General features: G+C 72.3%; 23 protein-coding genes. 16 read left to right on the top strand and 7 right to left on the bottom strand.

Features of this window, described 5'->3' with window-relative positions; genetic code table 11:
• Window positions 1-44 precede the first annotated feature (44 nt).
• Together ACFY2B_RS18990 and ACFY2B_RS18985 are read left to right on the top strand one after the other, a co-directional pair.
• The gene (locus ACFY2B_RS18990) at window positions 45-275 is read left to right on the top strand and encodes a hypothetical protein (protein WP_376533238.1); all 231 of its coding nucleotides are present in this window, start codon (window positions 45-47) and stop codon (window positions 273-275) included.
• 137 nt (window positions 276-412) lie between these two features.
• Window positions 413-1051, top strand: a complete 639-nt coding sequence (locus ACFY2B_RS18985; RefSeq protein ID WP_390764251.1) for an HU family DNA-binding protein — start codon at window positions 413-415, stop codon at window positions 1049-1051.
• A gap of 344 nt (window positions 1052-1395) precedes the next feature.
• Here ACFY2B_RS18985 and ACFY2B_RS18980 read toward each other — a convergent pair whose 3' ends face one another.
• Together ACFY2B_RS18980 and cofC are read right to left on the bottom strand one after the other, a co-directional pair.
• A complete protein-coding gene (locus ACFY2B_RS18980; RefSeq protein ID WP_390764250.1) occupies window positions 1396-1608 on the bottom strand; it encodes a hypothetical protein in 213 nt (70 codons plus the stop codon).
• Between the two features lie 9 nt (window positions 1609-1617).
• Window positions 1618-2256: a 2-phospho-L-lactate guanylyltransferase gene (gene cofC / locus ACFY2B_RS18975; RefSeq protein ID WP_390764249.1), complete on the bottom strand. Its 639-nt coding sequence runs from the start codon at window positions 2254-2256 to the stop codon at window positions 1618-1620.
• Between the two features lie 145 nt (window positions 2257-2401).
• Here cofC and ACFY2B_RS18970 point away from each other — a divergent pair, with 145 nt between their 5' ends.
• The 3 genes from ACFY2B_RS18970 to ACFY2B_RS18960 all read left to right on the top strand — a co-directional run bounded on the left by ACFY2B_RS18970 (window position 2402) and on the right by ACFY2B_RS18960 (window position 5580).
• Window positions 2402-3190, top strand: coding sequence for a lysophospholipid acyltransferase family protein (locus tag ACFY2B_RS18970; RefSeq protein WP_390764248.1), 789 nt, complete (start codon window positions 2402-2404; stop codon window positions 3188-3190).
• Complete coding sequence (locus tag ACFY2B_RS18965; protein ID WP_390764247.1) at window positions 3187-4197, top strand: NAD(P)H-dependent glycerol-3-phosphate dehydrogenase; 1011 nt, start codon at window positions 3187-3189, stop codon at window positions 4195-4197. Before ACFY2B_RS18970 ends, ACFY2B_RS18965 begins: the two co-directional genes overlap by 4 nt.
• A gap of 225 nt (window positions 4198-4422) precedes the next feature.
• On the top strand, window positions 4423-5580 hold the full coding sequence (locus tag ACFY2B_RS18960; RefSeq protein WP_390764246.1) for a D-alanine--D-alanine ligase family protein: 1158 nt from the start codon (window positions 4423-4425) through the stop codon (window positions 5578-5580).
• Between the two features lie 156 nt (window positions 5581-5736).
• Here ACFY2B_RS18960 and ACFY2B_RS18955 read toward each other — a convergent pair whose 3' ends face one another.
• Both ACFY2B_RS18955 and ACFY2B_RS18950 read right to left on the bottom strand, forming a co-directional pair.
• Complete coding sequence (locus tag ACFY2B_RS18955) at window positions 5737-6252, bottom strand: DUF3515 domain-containing protein (protein ID WP_390764245.1); 516 nt, start codon at window positions 6250-6252, stop codon at window positions 5737-5739.
• A 20-nt stretch (window positions 6253-6272) separates the two neighbouring features.
• Window positions 6273-6506 (bottom strand): Lrp/AsnC family transcriptional regulator, encoded by a 234-nt coding sequence (locus tag ACFY2B_RS18950; protein ID WP_376533245.1) that lies wholly within the window; start codon window positions 6504-6506, stop codon window positions 6273-6275.
• Window positions 6507-6757: 251 nt separating this feature from the next.
• Between ACFY2B_RS18950 and ACFY2B_RS18945 the strand changes: the two genes are divergently transcribed.
• Entirely contained in the window at window positions 6758-7723 is a 966-nt protein-coding gene (locus tag ACFY2B_RS18945; protein WP_376533246.1) for a thiamine-phosphate kinase, read from the top strand.
• Window positions 7720-8514 carry a bifunctional hydroxymethylpyrimidine kinase/phosphomethylpyrimidine kinase gene (gene thiD, locus ACFY2B_RS18940; protein ID WP_390764244.1) on the top strand — a complete coding sequence of 265 codons (795 nt, stop codon included), beginning with the start codon at window positions 7720-7722 and terminating at the stop codon, window positions 8512-8514. The genes ACFY2B_RS18945 and thiD overlap by 4 nt, the downstream gene beginning before the upstream one ends.
• A gap of 235 nt (window positions 8515-8749) precedes the next feature.
• Here thiD and rpmB read toward each other — a convergent pair whose 3' ends face one another.
• Window positions 8750-8935 carry a 50S ribosomal protein L28 gene (gene rpmB / locus ACFY2B_RS18935; RefSeq protein ID WP_004924906.1) on the bottom strand — a complete coding sequence of 62 codons (186 nt, stop codon included), beginning with the start codon at window positions 8933-8935 and terminating at the stop codon, window positions 8750-8752.
• A gap of 258 nt (window positions 8936-9193) precedes the next feature.
• Here rpmB and ACFY2B_RS18930 point away from each other — a divergent pair, with 258 nt between their 5' ends.
• The 9 genes from ACFY2B_RS18930 (at window position 9194) to mutM (ending at window position 18629) form a co-directional block, all read left to right on the top strand.
• On the top strand, window positions 9194-11158 hold the full coding sequence (locus ACFY2B_RS18930; RefSeq protein WP_390764243.1) for a DAK2 domain-containing protein: 1965 nt from the start codon (window positions 9194-9196) through the stop codon (window positions 11156-11158).
• 67 nt (window positions 11159-11225) lie between these two features.
• Window positions 11226-13475 (top strand): ATP-dependent DNA helicase RecG, encoded by a 2250-nt coding sequence (recG, locus tag ACFY2B_RS18925; RefSeq protein ID WP_390764242.1) that lies wholly within the window; start codon window positions 11226-11228, stop codon window positions 13473-13475.
• 60 nt (window positions 13476-13535) lie between these two features.
• Window positions 13536-14123, top strand: coding sequence for a 16S rRNA (guanine(966)-N(2))-methyltransferase RsmD (rsmD, locus tag ACFY2B_RS18920; protein WP_390764241.1), 588 nt, complete (start codon window positions 13536-13538; stop codon window positions 14121-14123).
• A gap of 26 nt (window positions 14124-14149) precedes the next feature.
• On the top strand, window positions 14150-14629 hold the full coding sequence (gene coaD / locus ACFY2B_RS18915) for a pantetheine-phosphate adenylyltransferase (protein ID WP_390764370.1): 480 nt from the start codon (window positions 14150-14152) through the stop codon (window positions 14627-14629).
• Between the two features lie 74 nt (window positions 14630-14703).
• On the top strand, window positions 14704-15879 hold the full coding sequence (locus tag ACFY2B_RS18910) for a cell division initiation protein (protein ID WP_390764240.1): 1176 nt from the start codon (window positions 14704-14706) through the stop codon (window positions 15877-15879).
• A gap of 132 nt (window positions 15880-16011) precedes the next feature.
• Window positions 16012-16656, top strand: a complete 645-nt coding sequence (locus tag ACFY2B_RS18905; RefSeq protein WP_390764239.1) for a YceD family protein — start codon at window positions 16012-16014, stop codon at window positions 16654-16656.
• 2 nt (window positions 16657-16658) lie between these two features.
• Window positions 16659-16832 carry a 50S ribosomal protein L32 gene (gene rpmF, locus ACFY2B_RS18900; RefSeq protein ID WP_003951102.1) on the top strand — a complete coding sequence of 58 codons (174 nt, stop codon included), beginning with the start codon at window positions 16659-16661 and terminating at the stop codon, window positions 16830-16832.
• 7 nt (window positions 16833-16839) lie between these two features.
• Window positions 16840-17691 carry a ribonuclease III gene (rnc, locus tag ACFY2B_RS18895; RefSeq protein ID WP_390764238.1) on the top strand — a complete coding sequence of 284 codons (852 nt, stop codon included), beginning with the start codon at window positions 16840-16842 and terminating at the stop codon, window positions 17689-17691.
• A gap of 77 nt (window positions 17692-17768) precedes the next feature.
• Complete coding sequence (mutM, locus tag ACFY2B_RS18890; RefSeq protein ID WP_390764237.1) at window positions 17769-18629, top strand: bifunctional DNA-formamidopyrimidine glycosylase/DNA-(apurinic or apyrimidinic site) lyase; 861 nt, start codon at window positions 17769-17771, stop codon at window positions 18627-18629.
• On the opposite strand, the gene ACFY2B_RS18885 is transcribed toward mutM, so the two are convergent.
• Both ACFY2B_RS18885 and ACFY2B_RS18880 read right to left on the bottom strand, forming a co-directional pair.
• Window positions 18619-19029, bottom strand: a complete 411-nt coding sequence (locus ACFY2B_RS18885) for a winged helix-turn-helix transcriptional regulator (RefSeq protein WP_390764236.1) — start codon at window positions 19027-19029, stop codon at window positions 18619-18621. The genes mutM and ACFY2B_RS18885 overlap by 11 nt on opposite strands.
• A 76-nt stretch (window positions 19030-19105) precedes the next feature.
• Window positions 19106-20320, bottom strand: a complete 1215-nt coding sequence (locus ACFY2B_RS18880) for a CAP domain-containing protein (RefSeq protein ID WP_390764235.1) — start codon at window positions 20318-20320, stop codon at window positions 19106-19108.
• Between the last annotated feature and the right edge of the window lie 25 nt (window positions 20321-20345).

The raw sequence follows: 20345 nt of genomic DNA, 5'->3' as shown, positions 1-20345 counted from the left end.
CCCCTGGGCAGGCGACAACTCGCCCCAGATGGCACAATCTGTGCATGGAACACGACGGCCAACTCCAGCTCTATGCGGCGGTCGCGGACCAACTGAAGGAAGCGCACGCAAGGGTGCGCGCACTGCAAGTCCCGGAGGGCGTACGGATGGCGCTGACCCGGAAGCTGCTGGTCATTACGGCTGCGGCCAAGCACGATCTCGCCGACGCGGCAAGGCGGCTCGACCGGTTCACCACGGACCTCGACGCGGGGCGAATCCCCGAAGAGGAACGCTGAACCGGTCCGAGAGGGCCGAGTCCGTTGCGGCACAAGGGTGATTAGCCCGTTTCGTGTTTGATTTGCGGTATATATCTGCCTAACGTGCGAAAAAGCTTGAACACTTTCGTTCTGGCGATGTCTCCGAAGGGGAAGACGTGAACAAGGCGCAGCTCGTAGAAGCGATTGCCGACAAGATGGGTGGCCGCCAGCAGGCCGCCGATGCTGTCGACGCGGTCCTGGACGCCATCGTCCGCGCCGTCGTCGCGGGCGACCGGATCTCGGTCACCGGCTTCGGGTCCTTCGAGAAGGTGGACCGTCCGGCCCGTTACGCCCGCAACCCCCAGACGGGCGAGCGGGTTCGGGTCAAGAAGACCTCGGTACCGCGTTTCCGTGCCGGTCAGGGCTTCAAGGACCTGGTGAGCGGCTCGAAGAAGCTCCCGCGCAGCGGCGAGGTCTCCGTCAAGAAGGCGCCCAAGGGCAGCCTGACCGGCGCTGCTGCCGCGACGGTCAAGAAGGCCGCGGCCAAGAAGGCCACCGCCAAGAAGGCGGCGGCCAAGAAGGTCCCGGCGAAGAAGGTCACGGCGAAGAAGGTCACGGCCAAGAAGACGACCGCGGCCAAGAAGACGGCCGCCAAGAAGACCACCGCGGCCGCCAAGAAGGCCACGGCGAAGAAGGCCACCGCCAAGAAGGCGGCGGCCAAGAAGGCCCCGGCGAAGAAGGTCACGGCCAAGAAGGCCCCGGCCAAGAAGTCGACGGGCCGCAAGACCACCGCGAAGAAGGCCACCGCCCGCTAGGCACAGGCGCGCGGGGCACTCACACGCCGGGCCGGACTCCCTCGGGAGCCCGGCCCGCGGTGTGTTCCGGGGGGCTCTTGCCGGGGGGCCGGGGAGCGATGGGGGGAATCCGGAGCCGGAAGACCGGAGGGACCTCGGGCTCCGGCGTGCTCGGAGGGGACCGGTCGGGGGCTCTGGCGCGTCCGCGGGGCCGGGACGACCGAGGACTCTGCGCGTCCGCGGGGGGCCGCGCCGACCGAGGGGTTCGGGGGACTCGCGGAGCTTGCGTGGTGTCGGCGGGCCCGGTGGGAGCAGCACAGAAGGGGACTGTGGGGCCGACGGGGCCGGTGCGGGGGGCCCGCGGCTCAGAGCGTCTGAAGGGTCACCAGGGTGATCCGCAGGCCCGGCCCGGCGCCGCCCGCCGGTTCCGTCTCGATCCGCACCCGCTGTCCGGGCCGCAGCAGCCGCAGCCCGCCCGCGTCGAACGCCGGCGCGTCGAAGGGCACCGGGGTGCCGTCGTCCAGCAGCACCTGCCCACTGCGGGTCTCGGGGTCGTAGGTGTACGCGGTCGCCTGCATGGCGGCAGCCTACTGCCCGGGGATCAGCAGCCGCGCGGCCGCGGCCGCGGTGCGCGGGCCCACCCCCAGCGCCAGCGCCGCGCGCAGGTCGTCGCCGGTGTCCACGTCCTGCCGTACCGAGTCCACCGCGTCCAGCCGGAGTTCCACCGCGCCCGACGCACGGTGCCGGGCGCGGGAATCGACGCCGAAAGCCGGGAGCAATTCCAGGCCCGGGGCCGCCGCCAGCAGAGTTGTGCCGATTCCGGCCGCATCGGGGAGAAAGGCGCGCGGGAATTCCGCGGCGGCGTCCAGTACCCGGGACAATTCCGGCGGGCGCAGGGCGGGCAGATCGGCGTTCAGCGCCGCCACCGCGGACCGCGCGTCCGCGGCCCGTACCACCCCGGCCGCGTGCGCCAGGGCGGCGTTCAGGCCGCCGCCCGGTTCGTCCGGGACGATCCGCGCGCCCAGCGCCGCGAGTTCCCGGCCGGCCAGCGCGTCGTCCGTGACGACTGCCACATCCCGTACCGCCTCGCCGGCCAGCGCGGCGGCCACCGTGTCCTGCGCGAACGCGAGGGCCAGCCCCGGGCGGAGCCCGTCCGCGGCGGTGTCCGCGAGCCTGCTCTTGGCCAGTGCCAAGGGCTTCACGGGGATGACCAAGGTCCACTGCACCGCCGTATCGTTCCTCTCTCGTCGCGGCCATTGTCACCCGGGTCGGCCGAAGGCCCGGGAAGCGGGGCGTACGGTGTCCTCGACAGACAGGCCGCCCGGAGCGACACTTGTGCGGCTCCCCAGGCCCTTAGAGGAAGGTGTCCGTGTGTCCCGCCGCAGAATCGGCTTCTGGTACCGCTTCGCCGCGGTGATCTGCAAACCGCCGCTGGTGGTTCTGATCAAGCGGGACTGGCGAGGAATGGAGCACATTCCGGCCGAGGGCGGATTTATCACCGCGGTGAATCATAATTCCCACATCGACCCCTTCGCTTACGCGCACTATCAGTACAACACCGGACGGGTGCCGCGATTCCTGGCGAAGAGCGGTCTGTTCAAGAAGGGATTCGTCGGGGCCGCGATGCGCGGTACCGGACAGATCCCCGTCTACCGCGAGAGCACCGACGCGCTCAGCGCCTTCCGGGCGGCCATCGACGCGGTGGAGCGCGGTGAGTGCGTCGCCTTCTACCCCGAGGGCACCCTCACCCGCGACCCGAACGGCTGGCCCATGACCGGCAAGACCGGCGCCGCGCGGGTGGCCCTGACGACCAGGTGCCCGGTCGTCCCCATCGCCCAGTGGGGCTGCAACGAGCTGCTGCCGCCGTACGCCAAGAAGCCCGACCTGCTGCCGCGCAAGACGCACCACGTGCTCGCGGGCCCGCCGGTGGACCTGTCGCGCTTCTACGGCCAGGAGCTGACCGCGGACGTCCTCCGGGAGGCCACCGAGGTCATCATGGGTGCCGTCACCGGCCTGCTGGAGGAGATCCGCGGCGAGAAGGCGCCCGGGACGCCGTACGATCCGCGCCGGGAGCGGATCGACCAGCGGCGCAGGACGCAGGCGCAGGCCGTCGAGGAGAAGCAGGCGCAGACCGTTCAGGAAGGGGACGGCGGCAAGTGAGCGAGCCGGTCAAGGCGGCGGTCTTCACCGCCGGTTCGTGGGGCACGGCGTTCGGGGTGGTGCTGGCCGACGCGGGGTGCGACGTCACCCTGTGGGCGCGGCGCCCGGAGGTCGCCGAGGCGATCAACTCCGCGCGGACGAACCCCGACTACCATCCCGGCGTCGAGCTGCCGAGAAACCTGCGGGCCACCACCGATCCCGCCGAGGCCGCCGCCGGCGCCGACTTCACGGTGCTGTCGCTGCCCGCGCAGACGCTGCGCGAGAACCTCGCCGCCTGGGCCCCGCTGCTGGCGCCCCGTACCGTCCTCGTCTCCCTCATGAAGGGCGTGGAACTCGGTTCCACGATGCGGATGAGCGAGGTCATCGAGGACGTTGCCAAGGTCGGCCGGGACCGGATCGCCGTGGTCACGGGCCCCAACCTCGCGCGTGAGATCGCCACCCGGATGCCCGCGGCGGCCGTCGTCGCCTGCACCGACGAGGCGGTGGCCCGGCGGTTGCAGACCCACTGCCACACGCCGTACTTCCGCCCGTACACCAACACCGACGTGGTGGGCTGCGAGCTGGGCGGTGCCGTGAAGAACGTCATCGGCCTCGCCGTGGGCATCGCCGACGGCATGGGGCTCGGCGACAACGCCAAGGGCTCGCTGATCACGCGCGGGCTCGCCGAGACCACCCGGCTCGGCGCGGCACTCGGCGCCGATCCGCTGACCTTCTCCGGACTCGCCGGTCTGGGCGACCTGGTGGCGACCTGCTCCTCGCCGCTCTCCCGCAACCACACCTTCGGCACCAACCTGGGCAGGGGGATGACCCTGGCGGAGACCGTGGCGGTCACCAAGCAGACCGCCGAGGGCGTCAAGTCCTGCGAGTCCGTGCTGGATCTGGCCCGTCGGCACGGCATCGACATGCCCATCACGGAGACGGTCGTCGGCATCGTGCACGAGGGCAAACCACCGGCCGTGGCCCTCAAGGAGCTGATGGCGCGCAGCGCGAAACCCGAGCGACGCTGAACAGCGCTGACCGGCCGAACAGCGCTGACCGTCCGAACAGCAGTGAACGGCCGAACGGCACTGAACGGCTCACCGGCCGAAGGGCACTGACCGGCCGAACGGCGAACGGCGCTGGCCGGCTGAACAGCACTGAACGAAAATGACCGAACCAACCGGTTTTTGATCCGTTTGTGTACGGGGGTGACGCTGTCTCCGGCCTCTACCAACCGGTACTCTCATCGCGATATGAGCACCGAGAACCTCCCCCAGAGCCCTGAGCAGCAGCCTCGCAAGCCGCGTGTGGCCGTCGTGTTCGGCGGCCGCAGCTCCGAACACGGGATCTCCATGGTCACCGCGGGCGCCGTGCTGCGTGCCATCGACCGCACGAAGTACGACGTGCTGCCGATCGGCATCACGCGGGACGGGCGTTGGGTGCTCACCGCGGACGACCCGGACCGCATGGCCATCGCCGAACGCCGTACGCCCGAGGTGGAGGAACTCGCCGAGTCGAGCGAGGGCGCGGTGGTGCTCTCCGTCGATCCCGCCAACCGCGAGGTCGTCTACAGCGAGCCCGGCTCCGTGCCCAAGGCGCTGGGCGAGGTCGACGTGGTCTTCCCGGTGCTGCACGGCCCGTACGGGGAGGACGGCACCCTCCAGGGGCTGCTGGAGCTGTCCGGCGTCCCCTACGTGGGTTCGGGCGTGCTCGCCTCGGCCGTCGGCCAGGACAAGGAGTACATGAAGCGGGTCTTCACCTCCTTCGGCCTGAAGGTCGGCCCCTACCTGGTGATCCGGCCGCGGGAGTGGGAGCGCGACGAGTCCGCCGCCCGCAAGCGGATCGTCGACTTCGCCGGTGAGCACGGCTGGCCGCTGTTCGTGAAGCCCGCGCGCGCGGGTTCGTCGATCGGCATCACCAAGGTCGACGATCTGTCCGGTGTCGACGAGGCGATCGCCGCGGCCCGTGCGCATGACCCGAAGATCCTGGTCGAGGCGGCGCTGCGGGGCCGCGAGATCGAGTGCGGGGTGCTGGAGTTCGAGGACGGGCCGCGGGCCTCCGTGCCGGCCGAGATCCCGCCGCCGGACGCCCACGCGTACTACGACTTCGAGGCGAAGTACATCGACTCCACGCCCGGCATCGTGCCCGCCCCGCTGAGCGGTGAGGAGACCGCCGAGGTGCGGCGGCTCGCGGTGGCAGCGTTCGAGGCCGCCTCCTGCGAGGGTCTGGTCCGCGCGGACTTCTTCCTCACCGAGGACGGTGAGTTCGTGATCAACGAGATCAACACCATGCCAGGCTTCACGCCGATCTCGATGTACCCGCAGATGTGGCAGGCGTCCGGCATCAGCTACGCCGAGCTGGTGGACCTGCTGGTGCAGGCGGCGCTGCGGCGCAGCACGGGACTGCGCTGAGGCCGCGCCGGAGGGCTCGGCCGCACCGGGGGGGCTCGGCGGGGAGTCAGGTGGGAGGGGTCCGGCGCAGCGGTCGCGGTGGCTCGGCGGCCCGCCGTCCGCGGTGCGCCGTGGCCGGCCGTGCGGTTCCCGGCGCTCCTTCGGGGGCGCGGGGCGTCAGGTCATGGAGGCGATCCCCGAGGGGATCGCCTTCTTCACGGCGGGCGCGAGGCCGACGAGCACCGGCGAACTCTGCCGGCCGTCCGTCCCCTTCGGCAGGGTCACCTGCACATACGCCTGACGGCTGGCCGTGGTGAACCGCCAGGTCCCGTCGGGCTGCTGCTCCATCAGCCAGTTCACGCCGTTCACCCCGCCCGCGATCGCATCGGGGTCGTCGCCCTGCGCGACCTTGGGGTCGATCATCTTGGGCGGCCGGGTGACACCGCAGCGCAGTATGATCGCCGGGCTTCCCCAGCCCGCCGTGTAGGCGGACCGGGGCTCGGGGTCGTTGCGGCTGCGCCCGTCCAGCGTCCGCGGCAGCGCCTTGTCGAGGTTCTGACACAGCCCGGCCGTCTTCGCGTCCGGGCTGGGAACCGCGACGGTGCCGCTGTCGTCTGCCGAGGAGCAGCCCGCGACGGAGATCAGCAGGGCCAGCGCGGGCAGGCCGAGCGGCCGGTGCCGGAAGAAGTTCACCGGCCAAGGGTAGACGGGGGCTACAGATGCACGATGGGGCAGGTCAGTGTGCGTGTGATGCCGTCCACTTGCTGGACCTTCGCGACCACCATGCGACCAAGTTCGTCCACGGTGTCCGCTTGCGCGCGCACGATGACGTCATACGGTCCCGTCACGTCCTCGGCCTGGATGACTCCAGGGAGCTTGCTGATCGTTTCGGCGACGGTCGATGCTTTGCCGACTTCCGTCTGGATCAGGATGTACGCCTGTACCACGGAACCTCCAGGGCGGCCACGAGGATCATGTGGGGAAAAGGAACGCCACGGTATCGCGTCGCCGCTCGCCGCGGGGAGACCCGCGCAGACCAGGGCCCGCGCGCCGGGGTGCAGGCGGGACAGAGGTTGACGGCCGCGCCGACGGTGCCGAGGCCGGCGGCGGAGCGCGAGCGGGCACGGACAGATCGCCGGCGGGCACGGGCAGGTACTGTGCGAGCGGGCCGGAAAGGTACAGAAGGGGCGAAAGGGCAATGAAGGGCACTGTCGGTGAACTGGGGGAATTCGGGCTCATCAGAGAGCTGACCTCCCGCCTGACGACCACGCCGGCGGTCCGGGTGGGTCCCGGTGACGACGCCGCGGTGGTCGCCGCCCCCGACCGCCGGGTGGTGGCGAGCACCGACATCCTTCTGGAGGGGCGGCACTTCCGGCGCGACTGGTCCACGGCGTACGACGTGGGGCGCAAGGCCGCCGCGCAGAACCTCGCCGACATCGCGGCCATGGGCGCCGTACCCACCGCCCTGCTGCTCGGCCTGGTCGTACCCGCCGAACTCCCGGTCACCTGGCCCAGCGAGCTGATGGACGGACTGCGCGACGAGTGCCAGGTCGCCGGCGCCTCGGTGGTCGGCGGCGACGTGGTGCGCGGCGACACGATCATGGTGTCGATCACCGCGCTCGGCGATCTGCGCAACCAGGAACCGGTGACCCGGGCCGGCGCACAGCCTGGCGACCTGGTCGCGGTCACCGGCTGGCTCGGCTGGTCCGCCGCCGGGTACGCGGTGCTCTCCCGCGGCTTCCGCTCGCCGCGCGCCTTCGTCGAGGCCCACCGGCGGCCCGAGCCGCCCTACCACGCGGGTCCGGCCGCCGCCGCGCTGGGCGCGACCGCGATGTGCGACGTGAGCGACGGGCTGATCGCCGACCTCGGGCACATCGCGGAGGCCAGCAAGGTCCGCATAGACGTCCGTTCCGGTGCCATGGACGTACCGACCCAGATGAACGACATCGGGCAGGCCGTCGGCGTCGACCCGCTCCAGTGGGTGCTGACCGGGGGAGAGGACCACGCGATCGTGGCGACCTTCCCGCCGGACGTGAAGCTCCCGGCCCGCTGGAAGGTGATCGGCGAGGTCCTCAACCCCTCGGCGCTGCCCCGGGTGACGGTCGACGGCGCGCCGTGGACCCGCAAGGGCGGCTGGGACCACTTCGGGGACATCGAGTCATGAGCGCGCCACCCAGGGTGCTGACGGTCGCCGGTTCCGACTCCGGCGGGGGTGCGGGCATCCAGGCCGACCTGAAGACGATGCTGGCGCTGGGCGTGCACGGCATGAGCGTGATCACCGCGGTCACCGCGCAGAACTCGCTCGGGGTGCAGGGCGCCTGGGAACTGCCGGTGGAGGCGGTACGGGCCCAGTACCGCAGCGTCGTCGACGACATCGGCGTCCAGGCGGTGAAGACCGGGATGCTGGCCTCCGCGGAACTCGTCGAGACGGTCGCGGAGTTGATCGGCGGGACCGACGCGCCCGTGGTCGTCGACCCGGTGGGGGTCTCCAAGCACGGCGATCCGCTGCTGGCCGCCTCGGCGCTGGACTCGGTGCGCACGGCGCTGCTGCCGCTGGCGACCGTGGCGACCCCGAACCTGGACGAGGTGACCCAACTCACCGGCGTACGCGTCGAGTCGGAGTCCGGGATGCGCGAGGCCGCCGGGGCGGTGCTGGCGTACGGACCGGACTGGGTGCTGATCAAGGGCGGGCACCTGACCGGGGACGCCGTGGACCTGCTCACCGACGGTAGGCGGGAGCACTGGCTGCGGGCGCCGCGGCACGACAACCGGCACACGCACGGCACCGGCTGCACGCTGGCCTCCGCCGTCGCGGCGGGGCTGGCGAAGGGCCTGCCCGTGCCCGAGGCGGTGACCGCGGCCAAGGAGTACGTCACCGGGGCCATCGCCGCCGGGTTCGCCCTGGGGCGGGGGATCGGGCCCGTGGACCACGGCTGGCGCTTCCGGCCGGGCTGACCGCGTCGTACGGGGCGGGCGCGGAGTCGGACCGGGGTCGCGGGCGTACCGTGCTACGCGCCTGTGATGCGGTCCCCTCTGGTGCAATCCCCTGTGGTGCGGTCCGCCGCCGCGCCACTGTGCAGGCACAGCAAAAAGCCGGCCCACCCTGGGGTGGACCGGCTCGATGCGGCGAACCGGCGATGGCCGCGCACTACGGGGTCCCCCGGCCCGTTCAGGACGCGGGGGATGTGCGTCAGCGCGAGACCTTGCCGGCCTTGATGCACGAGGTGCAGGCGTTCACGCGCTTCGGCGTCCCGCCGACCACGGTACGCACACGCTGGATGTTCGGGTTCCAGCGACGGGGCGTACGGCGGTGCGAGTGCGAGATGTTGTTGCCGAAGCCCGGCCCCTTGCCGCAGACGTCGCAGTTGGCAGCCACGGGTCACTCCAAAGACTTCAGATGCACTTACGGTTGATCCCGGCATGCCGAGGATCGAGATCCGAAGATCCAAGATCTTGAGTGGCGTTGCCAGGGGAATGGCCCGATCAGGATCGGGCAACCGGAGCAGCATACAACGGCTGCGCCCGTGGGGCGAAACTACCATGGCAGCTCAAGGGCCTCCTGCGGCCCTGCTCCGGCCGGCGACGATCCGGGGTCTACGCTGCGTCCACGTCCGGCCGGCTCAGGGAGGCGCAGGTGGCGCAGGTGCCGCAGACATTCCTCGATGCTCCCGCGGTGCGCAACTGGTGCGGTCACGCGCTCCGGGCGCTGGGACGGGCCCGCGAGGAGATCGACGCGATCAATGTGTACCCGGTGGCGGACGGCGACACGGGGACCAACCTGTACCTGACCCTGGAGTCGGCGGCGGCCGCGGTCGAGGCGGTGTTCGCCGGGTACGAGGTGGGCGCCGGGAAGGGTGCGGCGCCGTCGCTGGCCGATGCCGCGCACGCGATGGCGCACGGGGCCCTCATCGGGGCCCGCGGCAATTCCGGGACGATCCTCGCGCAGCTGCTGCGCGGCATGGCACAGGTACTCGCGGACGCCGCACCCACGGGGGCAGGGGCGCCGCGCACGCGGGTCGTGGCCCTGGCGAGTGACGGGGCTCCTGCGGGCGCGGTTGTCTCCGCGAGTGACGGGGCCCCTGTGAGCGTTGGGGCTCCTGTGAGTGCCGTTGCCCCCATGGGCGAGGGCGCGGACCCGGGCGACCCGATCGCCCCGGGGGACGGGACAGGGGCGGCCGGTGTCGACGGGCCGGGACTCGGGCGCGCTCTGCGGCACGCCGCCGACTCCGCCCGCCTGGCCGTGGCCCACCCGGTCGAGGGCACCGTGCTCTCGGTCGCCTCGGCGGCGGCGGACGCGGCCGGGGCGGCCGAGGGCGACTGCGGGGCGGTGGCCCGGGCCGCCTACACGGGCGCGTGCGCGGCGCTGGCGGCCACTCCGGGGCAGCTGGCCGTCCTGGAGCGGGCCGGGGTGGTCGACGCCGGAGGACGCGGGCTGGTGGCCGTCCTGGCGGCACTGGTGGAGACGTTCACGGGGGAGGCGCCCGGTGCCGCCGTCCCGATGCGCGGGGCGCACGCGCGCGTGGCGCCCGACAGCCGCGCCGAGCCTCCCGTCGTACCCGCCGCCGTATCCGCCGTATCCGCCGGGTCCGCAGCCGAGCCCGCGCCCACGCCCGCGCCCGCGTGCCCGGCGGCCCGCACCGAGGACGCCGGACACGACGGCGGGGGGGAGCGGGGCGGGCCCGCCTACGAGGTGATCTATCTGCTGGAAGCCGCCGACGCCGCCGTGGACCGGCTGCGGGCCAGGCTCGACGGCCTCGGCGACTCCCTCGTGGTGGTCGGCGGCGACGGCCTGTGGAACGTCCACGTGCACGTCGACGACGCGGGCGCCGCCGTGGAGGCGGGCGTCGAGGCCGGGCGGCCGTACCGGATCCGGATCACCCACTTCGGCCAGGGTGACGTCCGTGCCCACGGGGGCGCGCCGCCGCCCCGGGAGCGGGTGCAGCGGGCCGTCGTCGCCGTCGTGCCCGGCGAGGGCCTGGCCGGGCTGTACACCGAGGCCGGGGCCACCACCGTGCTCGCCCGCCCGGGAGAGCCACTGGCGAGCGGCGAGCTGGTCGAGGCGGTACGGCGGGCCCACGCGCGCGAGGTCGTGCTGCTGCCCAACGACGGCGAACTGCGGCACACCGCGGCCGCGGCGGCCGAGCAGGCCCGCGCCGAGGGCGTCCGCGTCGCACTCATCCCGACCCGCTCCGCCGTGCAGGGGATCGCCGCGCTCGCCGTGCACGAGCCGCGGCGCCGCTTCGACGAGGACGTGGTCCAGATGACCTCGGCCGCGGGCGCCACCCGCTACGCCGAGGTCACCGTCGCCGAACGGCAGTCCTGGACCATGGCCGGCATCTGCCAGGCCGGTGACGTCCTCGGCCTCGTCGAGGGCGACGTCGCGGTGATCGGCTCGGAGGTCGCCGCCACCGCCGTGGCCGTCCTGGACCGCATGCTCCAGGCGGGCGGGGAACTGGTCACCATCGTCCTCGGCGACGACGCGCCCGCCACGCTCGCCGACCGGCTGGAGACACACGTACGGGAGTCCTACCTCGCCGTCGACACGGTGGTGCACCGCGGGGGACGACAGGGAGCGCTGCTCCTCATCGGCGTGGAGTGAGCCGGGGCCGCCGCCCGGCCGGCGGTTTCCCGCGACGTATGGGGTTTTGTCAGTGTCGTGGTGTGCAATGGATCTCGTGCCCGCACTGGAAGAACCACCGAACCGAACGCTGGACCAGCCGCTGAAGCCGGTGCTCGGCCCCGCCACCGCCAAGGTGATGGCCGAGCACCTCGGCCTGCACTCCGTCGGGGACCTCCTGCACCACTACCCCCGCAGATACGAGGAGCGCGGGCAGCTCACCCACCTCGCCGACCTCCCGATGGACGAGCACGTCACGGTGGTCGCCCAGGTCGCCGACGCCCGCCTGCACTCGTTCGCCTCCGCCAAGGCCCCCCGCGGCAAGGGCCAGCGGCTGGAGGTGACCATCACCGACGGCAGCGGCCGGCTCCAACTGGTCTTCTTCGGCAACGGCGTGCACAAGCCGCACAAGGAACTCCTGCCGGGCACCCGCGCGATGTTCGCGGGCAAGGTCTCCGTCTTCAACCGGCGGCTCCAGCTGGCCCACCCGGCGTACGAACTGTTCCACGGCGCCGACGGCGACGCCGAGGAGACGGCGGAGACCTGGGCCGGCGCCCTGATCCCGATCTATCCGGCCACCGCCAAGCTGGAGTCCTGGAAGATCGGCAAGGCGATGCAGACGGTGCTGCCCAGCGCCCAGGACGCCGTGGATCCGCTGCCCGGGTCGCTGCGCGAGGGCCGTGGCCTGGTCTCGCTGCCCGAGGCCCTGCTCAAGATCCACCGCCCGCACACCAAGGCGGACATCGCCGACGCCCGTGCCCGCCTCAAGTGGGACGAGGCGTTCGTCCTCCAGGTCGCCCTCGCCCGCCGCCGGCACGCCGACGCCCTGCTGCCCGCCGTCCCGCGCAGGCCCGCCCCCGACGGCCTGCTGGCCGCCTTCGACGACCGGCTGCCCTTCACCCTCACCGAGGGCCAGCGCAAGGTCTCGAAGGAGATCTTCGACGACCTCGCCACCGAACACCCCATGCACCGGCTGCTCCAGGGCGAGGTCGGCAGCGGCAAGACGATGGTCGCCCTGCGCGCCATGCTCGCCGTCGTCGACGCGGGCGGTCAGGCCGCCATGCTCGCGCCGACCGAGGTGCTGGCCCAGCAGCACCACCGCTCCATCGTGGAGATGATGGGCGAACTGGCCGAGGGAGGGATGCTCGGCGGTGCCGACGACGCCACCAAGGTGGTGCTGCTCACCGGTTCCATGGGGGCCGCCGGCCGCCGGCAGGCGCTGCTCGACCTGGTCACCGGGGAGGCCGGGATCGTGATCGGCACGCACGCGCTGATCGAGGACAAGGTGCAGTTCCACGACCTCGGGCTGGTCGTCGTGGACGAGCAGCACCGCTTCGGCGTGGAGCAGCGCGACGCCCTGCGCGGCAAGGGGAAGCAGCCCCCGCACCTGCTGGTCATGACCGCCACCCCGATCCCGCGGACCGTCGCCATGACGGTCTTCGGCGACCTGGAGACCTCCGTCCTCGACCAACTGCCCGCCGGGCGTTCGCCGATCGCCAGCCATGTCGTGCCGGCGGCCGACAAACCGCACTTCCTGGCCCGCGCCTGGGAGCGGGTGCGTGAGGAGGTCGCGGGCGGGCACCAGGCGTACGTCGTCTGCCCGCGGATCGGTGACGAGGACGACGAACCGAAGAACCCGAAGAAGGAGGGCGTCGCGAAGTCACCCGAGGACGAGGCCGAGAAGCGCCCGCCGCTGGCCGTCCTCGACGTGGCCGCCCAGCTCGCCGCGGGCCCGCTGCGCGGCCTGAAGGCCGAGGTGCTGCACGGCCGGATGCCGCCCGACGACAAGGACGCGGTCATGCGCCGCTTCGCGGCCGGCGAGACCGACGTCCTGGTGGCCACGACGGTCATCGAGGTCGGCGTCAACGTCCCGAACGCCACGGCGATGGTGATCATGGACGCGGACCGCTTCGGCGTCTCCCAGCTGCACCAGTTGCGTGGCCGGGTCGGCCGTGGCTCGGCCCCCGGACTGTGCCTGCTGGTCACCGAGATGCCCGAGGCGAGCGCGGCCCGCCAGCGGCTGAACGCCGTCGCCGCCACCCTCGACGGCTTCGAACTGTCCCGGATCGACCTGGAACAGCGCCGGGAGGGCGACGTCCTCGGCCAGGCCCAGTCCGGGGCCCGCTCCAGCCTGCGGGTGCTCGCCGTCATCGAGGACGAGGAGATCATCGCCGAGGCGCGCGCGGAGGCGGCCGCGGTGGTCGCCGCCGATCCCGGCCTGGACCGGCTGCCGGGGCTGCGGACGGCGCTGGACGCCCTGGTGGACGACGAGCGGGAGCAGTATCTGGAGAAGGGCTGAGACACTGGAACCGCCACCGTCCGAACGCACCCCGTGCCCAGCACCCGACAAGGACCCGAGATGACCCGCGTGATCGCCGGCCGGGCCGGCGGACGCCGACTGGCCGTTCCGCCGGGCAACGGAACCCGGCCCACCTCCGACCGGGCCCGCGAGGCACTCTTCTCCACCTGGCAGTCCCTGCTGGGCGGCCCCCTGGACGGCGAGCGCGTCCTCGACCTCTACGCGGGCTCGGGCGCCGTCGGCCTGGAGGCGCTGTCCCGCGGCGCCGGCCACACGCTGCTCGTCGAGGCCGACGCACGGGCCGCCCGCACGGTCCGCGAGAACGCCCGGAATCTGGGCCTGCCGGGCGCCGAGGTCAGGGCGGGCAAGGCGGAACAGGTCGTCCGGACCCCGGCGCCGGCCGAGCCGTACGACCTCGTCTTCCTCGACCCCCCGTACGCCGTGTCGGACGACGATCTTCGGGAGATTCTGCTCACACTCCGCTCGGAGGGCTGGCTCGCGGCCGAAGCCCTCGTCACCGTGGAACGCAGCACCAGAGGCGGGGATTTCCACTGGCCGGGCGGCTTCGAAGCGATCCGGACCCGTCGCTACGGCGAGGGAACGTTTTGGTACGGTCGCGCCGCTTCCCCGTACGAAGACGCACGATGACCGGACCGGAGAGCGAGGGATCACAAGTGCGCCGTGCCGTCTGTCCCGGGTCGTTCGACCCCATCACCAACGGACACCTCGACATCATCTCCCGCGCCTCCCGTCTGTACGACGAGGTCTATGTCGCGGTGATGATCAACAAGTCCAAGAAGGGCCTGTTCGAGATCGACGAGCGGATCGACCTGATCCGCCAGGTCACCGCCGAGTACGCGAACGTACGCATCGAGGCGTTCCACGGCCTCCTCGTCGACTTCTGCAAGCAGCGTGACATCCCGGCCATCGTCAAGGGCCTGCGCGCCGTCAGCGACTTCGACTACGAACTGCAGATGGCCCAGATGAACAACGGCCTCTCGGGCGTCGAGACCCTCTTCGTCCCCACCAACCCCACCTACAGCTTCCTCTCCTCCTCCTTGGTCAAGGAGGTCGCGGCGTGGGGCGGTGACGTCTCCCACCTGGTGCCCCCGGTGGTCCTCGACGCCCTCAACGAGCGTCTCCGCAGGGACTGATGGGACTCATGGACTGATGGGACTACAGTCGTTCCGTCCGTCTCCAACCCGGCTGTAGAGAGTGGCGAGCACAGGTGGACGTGCAGAAGAAGCTCGACGAGATCGTGACCGCGGTCTCCAGCGCACGGGCGATGCCCATGTCGGCGTCGTGCGTGGTCAACCGCGCCGACCTGCTCGCGATGCTCGAAGAGGTGCGTCAGGCCCTGCCTGGCTCCCTCGCCCAGGCCCAGGAGTTGATCGGCGGCCGTGAGCAGATGGTCGAGCAGGCCCGCCAGGAGGCCGAGCAGATCATCCAGCACGCGCACGCCGAGCGCGGCTCGCTGATCTCCGACACCGAGATCGCCCGCCGCTCCCAGGACGAGTCGGACCGGATCCTCGCCGCGGCCCGCCAGGAGTCCGAGGAGATCCGGGCCGAGGCCGACGACTACGTGGACTCCAAGCTCGCGAACTTCGAGGTCGTCCTCACCAAGACCCTCGGCTCCGTCGGCCGCGGACGCGAGAAGCTGCTGGGCACCGGCCCCGGCCTCGACGAGGCCGGCTACGAGGACGCGGACGCCCCCGAGCGCAGCCACGACCCGGAGACCCTGCGGCGCACCGCCGACGAGTACGTGGACGTCAAGCTGGGCGCCTTCGAGGCGGTCCTGGCCAAGACCCTGGAGGCCGTCGGCCGCGGCCGGCAGAAGCTGCACGGCCGCATCGCCACCGACGACCTCAGCGCCCTCGCCGACGACCCGACGACGCTCAGGCACTCCAGCGACGCCGACTACCTGGCCGGCCTCGCGGAACCGTCGGACGCGTCGACCGAGCCCGGCGCGCACCAGCAGCCCGCCGCACCGTACGAACAGCAGCCCGGCACGCCCTACGAGCCGCAGCCCGCGTACGCCGCCGCCTCCGGCTACCCACCGGCGGGCGGCGTCCCCGTACCGCAGCAGGACCCGTACGGGGCCTTCCCGCAGCAGCAGGGCCACGAGGGCTACGCACAGCAGGACCCGTACGCCCCCACCTCCGGCTACGCTCCGGCGGGAGGCGCCCCCGTCCAGCAGGCCGACCCCTACGCCGTCGCGCCCGGCTACGCCCAGACCGCGGACGCCGCCTTCCAGGGCTACGACGTCCAGCAGACCGGCTACGACCAGGGCCAGGACCCGCAGCAGCCCCAGCAGGGCTACGCCCTCGACGAGACCAGCCTCTTCGACACCAGCATGATCAGCGCGGAACAACTGCGGGCGTACGAGCAGGGCCGGGGCCTGTAGCCGGGCACCGGATTGGGCCGACAGCGGAAGGTCCAGTATTCTGGCTGTTCGGTCACGGCTACGTGCGTGATCAGCGCTGCCCCGGAGCACTCCGGGCGGTGACCCACCGAGTTCAGAAGATCGAAAGCAGGAATGTCCGCCAACGCCCGCCTCGACCACCGTGACCCACTCGTGTTCGACACGCATGAGCTGGGGCGGCGTCCCGGCGCGCTGCAGCGGCTGACCCGCACGATCGACGCCCCCAAGGACTTCGGTATCCGGGGGGTCGTCGAAGTGCCGCAAGGCAGCCCGGTGGAGCTCGACCTCCGGCTCGAATCGGTCATGGAAGGTGTGCTCGTCACAGGCACCGCCCGTGCACGGGCCGAGGGGGAGTGCGTAAGGTGTCTGGAGCCGGTCGGGCTGGAGCTCGAAGCGGACTTCCAGGAACTGTTCTCGTACCCTGACGCCGACGACCGGGGCCGCGTGATCGCGGAACCGGGCGACGACGCCGAGGACGACGAGGACAGGTACTTCGTCGAGGACGGACTCTTCGACCTCGAACCTCTGCTGCGCGATGCGGTGGTGCTCGCACTGCCGATGCAGCCGGTGTGCCGGGACGACTGCCCGGGTCTGTGCTCCGAATGCGGAGCGCGGCTCGCGGACGAACCGGACCACCACCACAACGCCGCCGACATCCGTTGGGCGGCTTTGCAGGGACTCGCCGACACCATGAGGGACGGCGAGAAGGACGATATGGGCGGCGCCGGAGCAGGCGTCGACGAGAAGCAGGAGAAGTAGCCGTGGCTGTTCCGAAGCGGAAGATGTCGCGCAGCAACACGCGCCACCGCCGGTCGCAGTGGAAGGCTGCGGTCCCCACCCTGGTTGCGTGCGAGCGCTGCCACGAGCCCAAGCAGCAGCACATCGCGTGCCCGTCGTGCGGCACCTACAACAAGCGCCAGGTTCTAGAGGTCTGAGCGGCTGGTGAGAGGCACTGTGTCCACACCGAAGAAGAACTCTTCCCGCGTGAGCGGAAACGGACCAGCGGACAACACGGCCTCGTCCCACACGCTTCTGGAAGGGCGGCTCGGCTACCAGCTTGAGTCCGCCCTTCTGGTGCGAGCACTGACCCACCGTTCCTACGCGTACGAGAACGGCGGTCTGCCGACGAACGAGCGGCTGGAGTTCCTCGGGGACTCCGTACTCGGCCTCGTCGTCACCGACACGCTGTACCGCACCCACCCCGATCTGCCCGAGGGCCAGCTGGCCAAGCTCCGGGCCGCGGTGGTGAACTCGCGGGCGCTCGCGGAGGTGGGCCGCGGTCTCGAACTGGGCTCCTTCATCCGGCTCGGCCGTGGTGAAGAGGGAACGGGCGGCCGGGACAAGGCGTCCATCCTCGCCGACACCCTGGAAGCGGTGATCGGCGCGGTCTATCTCGATCAGGGCCTCGGCGCGGCGTCCGAGCTGGTGCACCGGCTCTTCGACCCGCTGATCGAGAAGTCCTCGAACCTCGGAGCCGGCCTGGACTGGAAGACCAGCCTCCAGGAGTTGACCGCGATGGAGGGGCTCGGCGTGCCCGAGTACCTGGTCACGGAGACCGGACCCGACCACGAGAAGACCTTCACTGCTGCCGCCCGCGTCGGAGGCGTCTCGTACGGCACCGGCACCGGCCGCAGCAAGAAGGAGGCGGAGCAGCAGGCCGCCGAGTCCGCCTGGCGGTCCATCCGGGCCGCCGCGGACGAGCGTGCCAAGACCGGGCAGCCGGCCGAGGAGGCCGTCGCCGCGGCCGACGCGCCCACCGGCGACGACACCGACGCGGCCGCCGCCTCCGCCTGACACCAGCACATCCGGCCCGCCCGCCCCCTGCGAGGGGCGGGCGGTCGGCTTCCCGCACCGTCCGTCACGGGGGTCCCATGCCCGAACTGCCCGAGGTCGAGGTCGTACGCCGGGGCCTGGAACGGTGGGTCGCCCACCGCACCGTCGCCGACGCCGAGGTGCTGCACCCGCGCGCCGTACGCCGTCATGTGGCCGGCGCCGACGACTTCGCGCACCGCCTGGGGGGCCATCGCGTCGGCGTGGCCGGCCGCCGCGGCAAGTACCTGTGGCTGCCGCTCGCGGACACGGACCTGTCGGTCCTGGCCCACCTGGGGATGAGCGGCCAACTGCTGGTCCAGCCGCAGGAGGCGCCGGACGAGAAGCACCTCAGGATCCGGGTGCGGTTCGCCGACGACCTGGGTACCGAACTGCGCTTCGTCGACCAGCGCACCTTCGGCGGACTTTCCCTGCATCCCACCACCCCGGACGGGCTGCCCGACGTCATCGCCCACATCGCCCGCGATCCCGTCGACCCACTTTTCGACGACGAGGCGTTCCACCAGGCGCTGCGCCGCAAGCGGACCACCATCAAACGGGCCCTGCTGGACCAGTCGCTGATCAGCGGCGTCGGCAACATCTACGCGGACGAGGCGCTGTGGCGGGCCCGGATCCACTACGAGCGTCCGACCGCGCACTTCACCCGGCCGCAGACGGCCGGACTGCTGGGCGATGTGCGGGACGTGATGAACGCGGCCCTCGCCGTCGGCGGCACCAGCTTCGACAGCCTGTACGTCAACGTCAACGGCGAATCGGGATACTTCGACCGGTCCCTCGACGCGTACGGGCGCGAAGGGCTGCCCTGCCGCCGTTGCGGGACGCCGATGCGCCGCCGTCCCTGGATGAACCGGTCCAGCTACTTCTGCCCGAAGTGCCAGCGCGCGCCGCGCGTCACACCGTAGCGGCGCGGGCGTCGTACGCCGCGCGGGCCGTCAGGACGTCGTCCATGGAGCCCTGCACGCACTGGATGAGGGCCAGCAGCCGCCCGGCGACCTCCCGGCCCAGCGGCGTCAGTTCGTAGTCCACCCGGGGCGGGCTCGTCGGCCGGGCCTCGCGGTGCACCAGGCCGTCGCGTTCCAGCGCGTGCAGTGTCTGGGACAGCATCTTCTCGCTCACTCCGTCGACGCGGCGGCGCAGCTCGTTGAAGCGGTACGAACCCTCGTGCAGGGCACCCAGGGTGAGCGCGCCCCAACGGCCCGTGACGTGCTCCAGCGTGCCGCGCGACGGACACGCCTTGGCGAACACGTCGTACGGGAGGCGCTGGGTTGGGGGCTCCTCGGTTCGCTCCTGGGTCGTGGACATGGCGCCAGCGTAGGTGAGTGCAGCGCCCGGCCGCCAGGCTGCGGCGACCAGGAGCCGGCGGTGCCGGAGCGGCCGGTCAGCGGCCGAAGTCCTGGGTCCACCACGGGCCGCCGGACCCGAAGTGGACACCGACGCCCAGGGTCGTGAAGTCGCAGTTCAGTATGTTGGCCCGGTGCCCCGGGCTGTTCATCCACGCCTCCATCACGGCGGCCGCGTCGGCCTGGCCCCGGGCTATGTTCTCGCCGCCGAGGCCGGAGATATCGGCCGCGGACGCCCGGTCCCACGGGGTCCTCCCGTCCGGGTCGGTGTGGTCGAAGAAGTCCCGGGCGGCCATGTCGGCGCTGAACGCCTCGGCCAGCCGGGTCAGCGAACCGCTCGCCGTCAGCGCGTCGCACCCTGCCTTCGCCCGTTCCTCGTTGACCAGCTTCAGCACCTGTGCCTCGGCGGCGGTCGCGGCGGACACCTTCGCGGGCGCCGACGTCCGCCGGGCCGGCGCGGGCGCCGCAGGCGTCGTGGGCTTCCCGGCCGGCTGCTTCGCGGGTGTGGCCGTCGGCTGCTTCGACGGCGTCCTGGCCGGGGCGGGCGCCGACGAGGCCGGGGCGGACGGCGCGGACGAGGACGGCCGGGGAGTGGCACGGCCACCGGCCGAGCCGTCGCGGCCGGGTTCGGCGCTGCCGGAGGTGCCGCCCTGCTCCGTCGGCGTGTTGCTCGGCACCCCGTCGGCCCGCACCTGGTCGCCGTCGCTCGTGCCGCCGGTCCGGTAGCCGTCCAGACCGGGCAGTACCCCCGTGGCCACCGCGACGGTACCGAGGGCGACGGCGGCGGAGACGCCGAGCAGACCCGTGCGCACGGTCGCGGCACCCTTCTTCTTCCGCCGGTGCCCCCGCTCGCGGGGCCCGTCGTCGTCGACGGGAGCGAACTCCGGCGCGGAGAACCCGTCGCCGCCCGGGCCCCGCGTGTCCGCCTGTTCCGGTCGCTGTCCGTACCCGTCGCCGGGCTGTCGTCCGTACCCACCGTCCGGTTGCCGCCCGTACCCGCCGACGGGCTGTCGCCCGTACGCGTCGTCCGGTCGCTGTCCGTACCCGTCGTCCGTCGCGTACAGGTACGCCGTGCTCGCCGTGCTCTGCGCGTCGGCCGCGGCGTACGTCTGCGGGGTCGGACGGGGGGCGGTGCGCGTGGGGGTGCGGTCGCCCGCGTACGCGTACCGCGGGTCGGGGTCCTGCGGGGCCGAGCCGCGCGGCGGTATGACCCCGGTGGCGCGGCCGGCGGCGGAGCGTCGGTGGCGTCCCATGTCCTGGCCTTCCCTCGGTCTCGCG

This window comes from Streptomyces sp. NPDC001270, assembly GCF_042896695.1.
In the GTDB taxonomy this organism is placed as follows: Bacteria; Actinomycetota; Actinomycetes; order Streptomycetales; family Streptomycetaceae; genus Streptomyces.
Note: the sequence above shows the minus strand (reverse complement) of the source record. Positions and strands in the feature narration are given on the sequence as shown.

Bases quoted from the DNA above. Each gene is read 5' to 3' on its own strand.
- ACFY2B_RS18990 (WP_376533238.1), top strand. From the start codon at position 45: ATGGAACACGACGGCCAACTCCAGCTCTATGCGGCGGTCGCGGACCAA.
- ACFY2B_RS18980 (WP_390764250.1), bottom strand. From the start codon at position 1,608: ATGCAGGCGACCGCGTACACCTACGACCCCGAGACCCGCAGTGGGCAG.
- ACFY2B_RS18960 (WP_390764246.1), top strand. From the start codon at position 4,423: ATGAGCACCGAGAACCTCCCCCAGAGCCCTGAGCAGCAGCCTCGCAAG.
- ACFY2B_RS18945 (WP_376533246.1), top strand. From the start codon at position 6,758: ATGAAGGGCACTGTCGGTGAACTGGGGGAATTCGGGCTCATCAGAGAG.
- thiD (WP_390764244.1), top strand. From the start codon at position 7,720: ATGAGCGCGCCACCCAGGGTGCTGACGGTCGCCGGTTCCGACTCCGGC.
- recG (WP_390764242.1), top strand. From the start codon at position 11,226: ATGGATCTCGTGCCCGCACTGGAAGAACCACCGAACCGAACGCTGGAC.
- rsmD (WP_390764241.1), top strand. From the start codon at position 13,536: ATGACCCGCGTGATCGCCGGCCGGGCCGGCGGACGCCGACTGGCCGTT.
- ACFY2B_RS18905 (WP_390764239.1), top strand. From the start codon at position 16,012: ATGTCCGCCAACGCCCGCCTCGACCACCGTGACCCACTCGTGTTCGAC.
- mutM (WP_390764237.1), top strand. From the start codon at position 17,769: ATGCCCGAACTGCCCGAGGTCGAGGTCGTACGCCGGGGCCTGGAACGG.
- ACFY2B_RS18885 (WP_390764236.1), bottom strand. From the start codon at position 19,029: ATGTCCACGACCCAGGAGCGAACCGAGGAGCCCCCAACCCAGCGCCTC.
- ACFY2B_RS18880 (WP_390764235.1), bottom strand. From the start codon at position 20,320: ATGGGACGCCACCGACGCTCCGCCGCCGGCCGCGCCACCGGGGTCATA.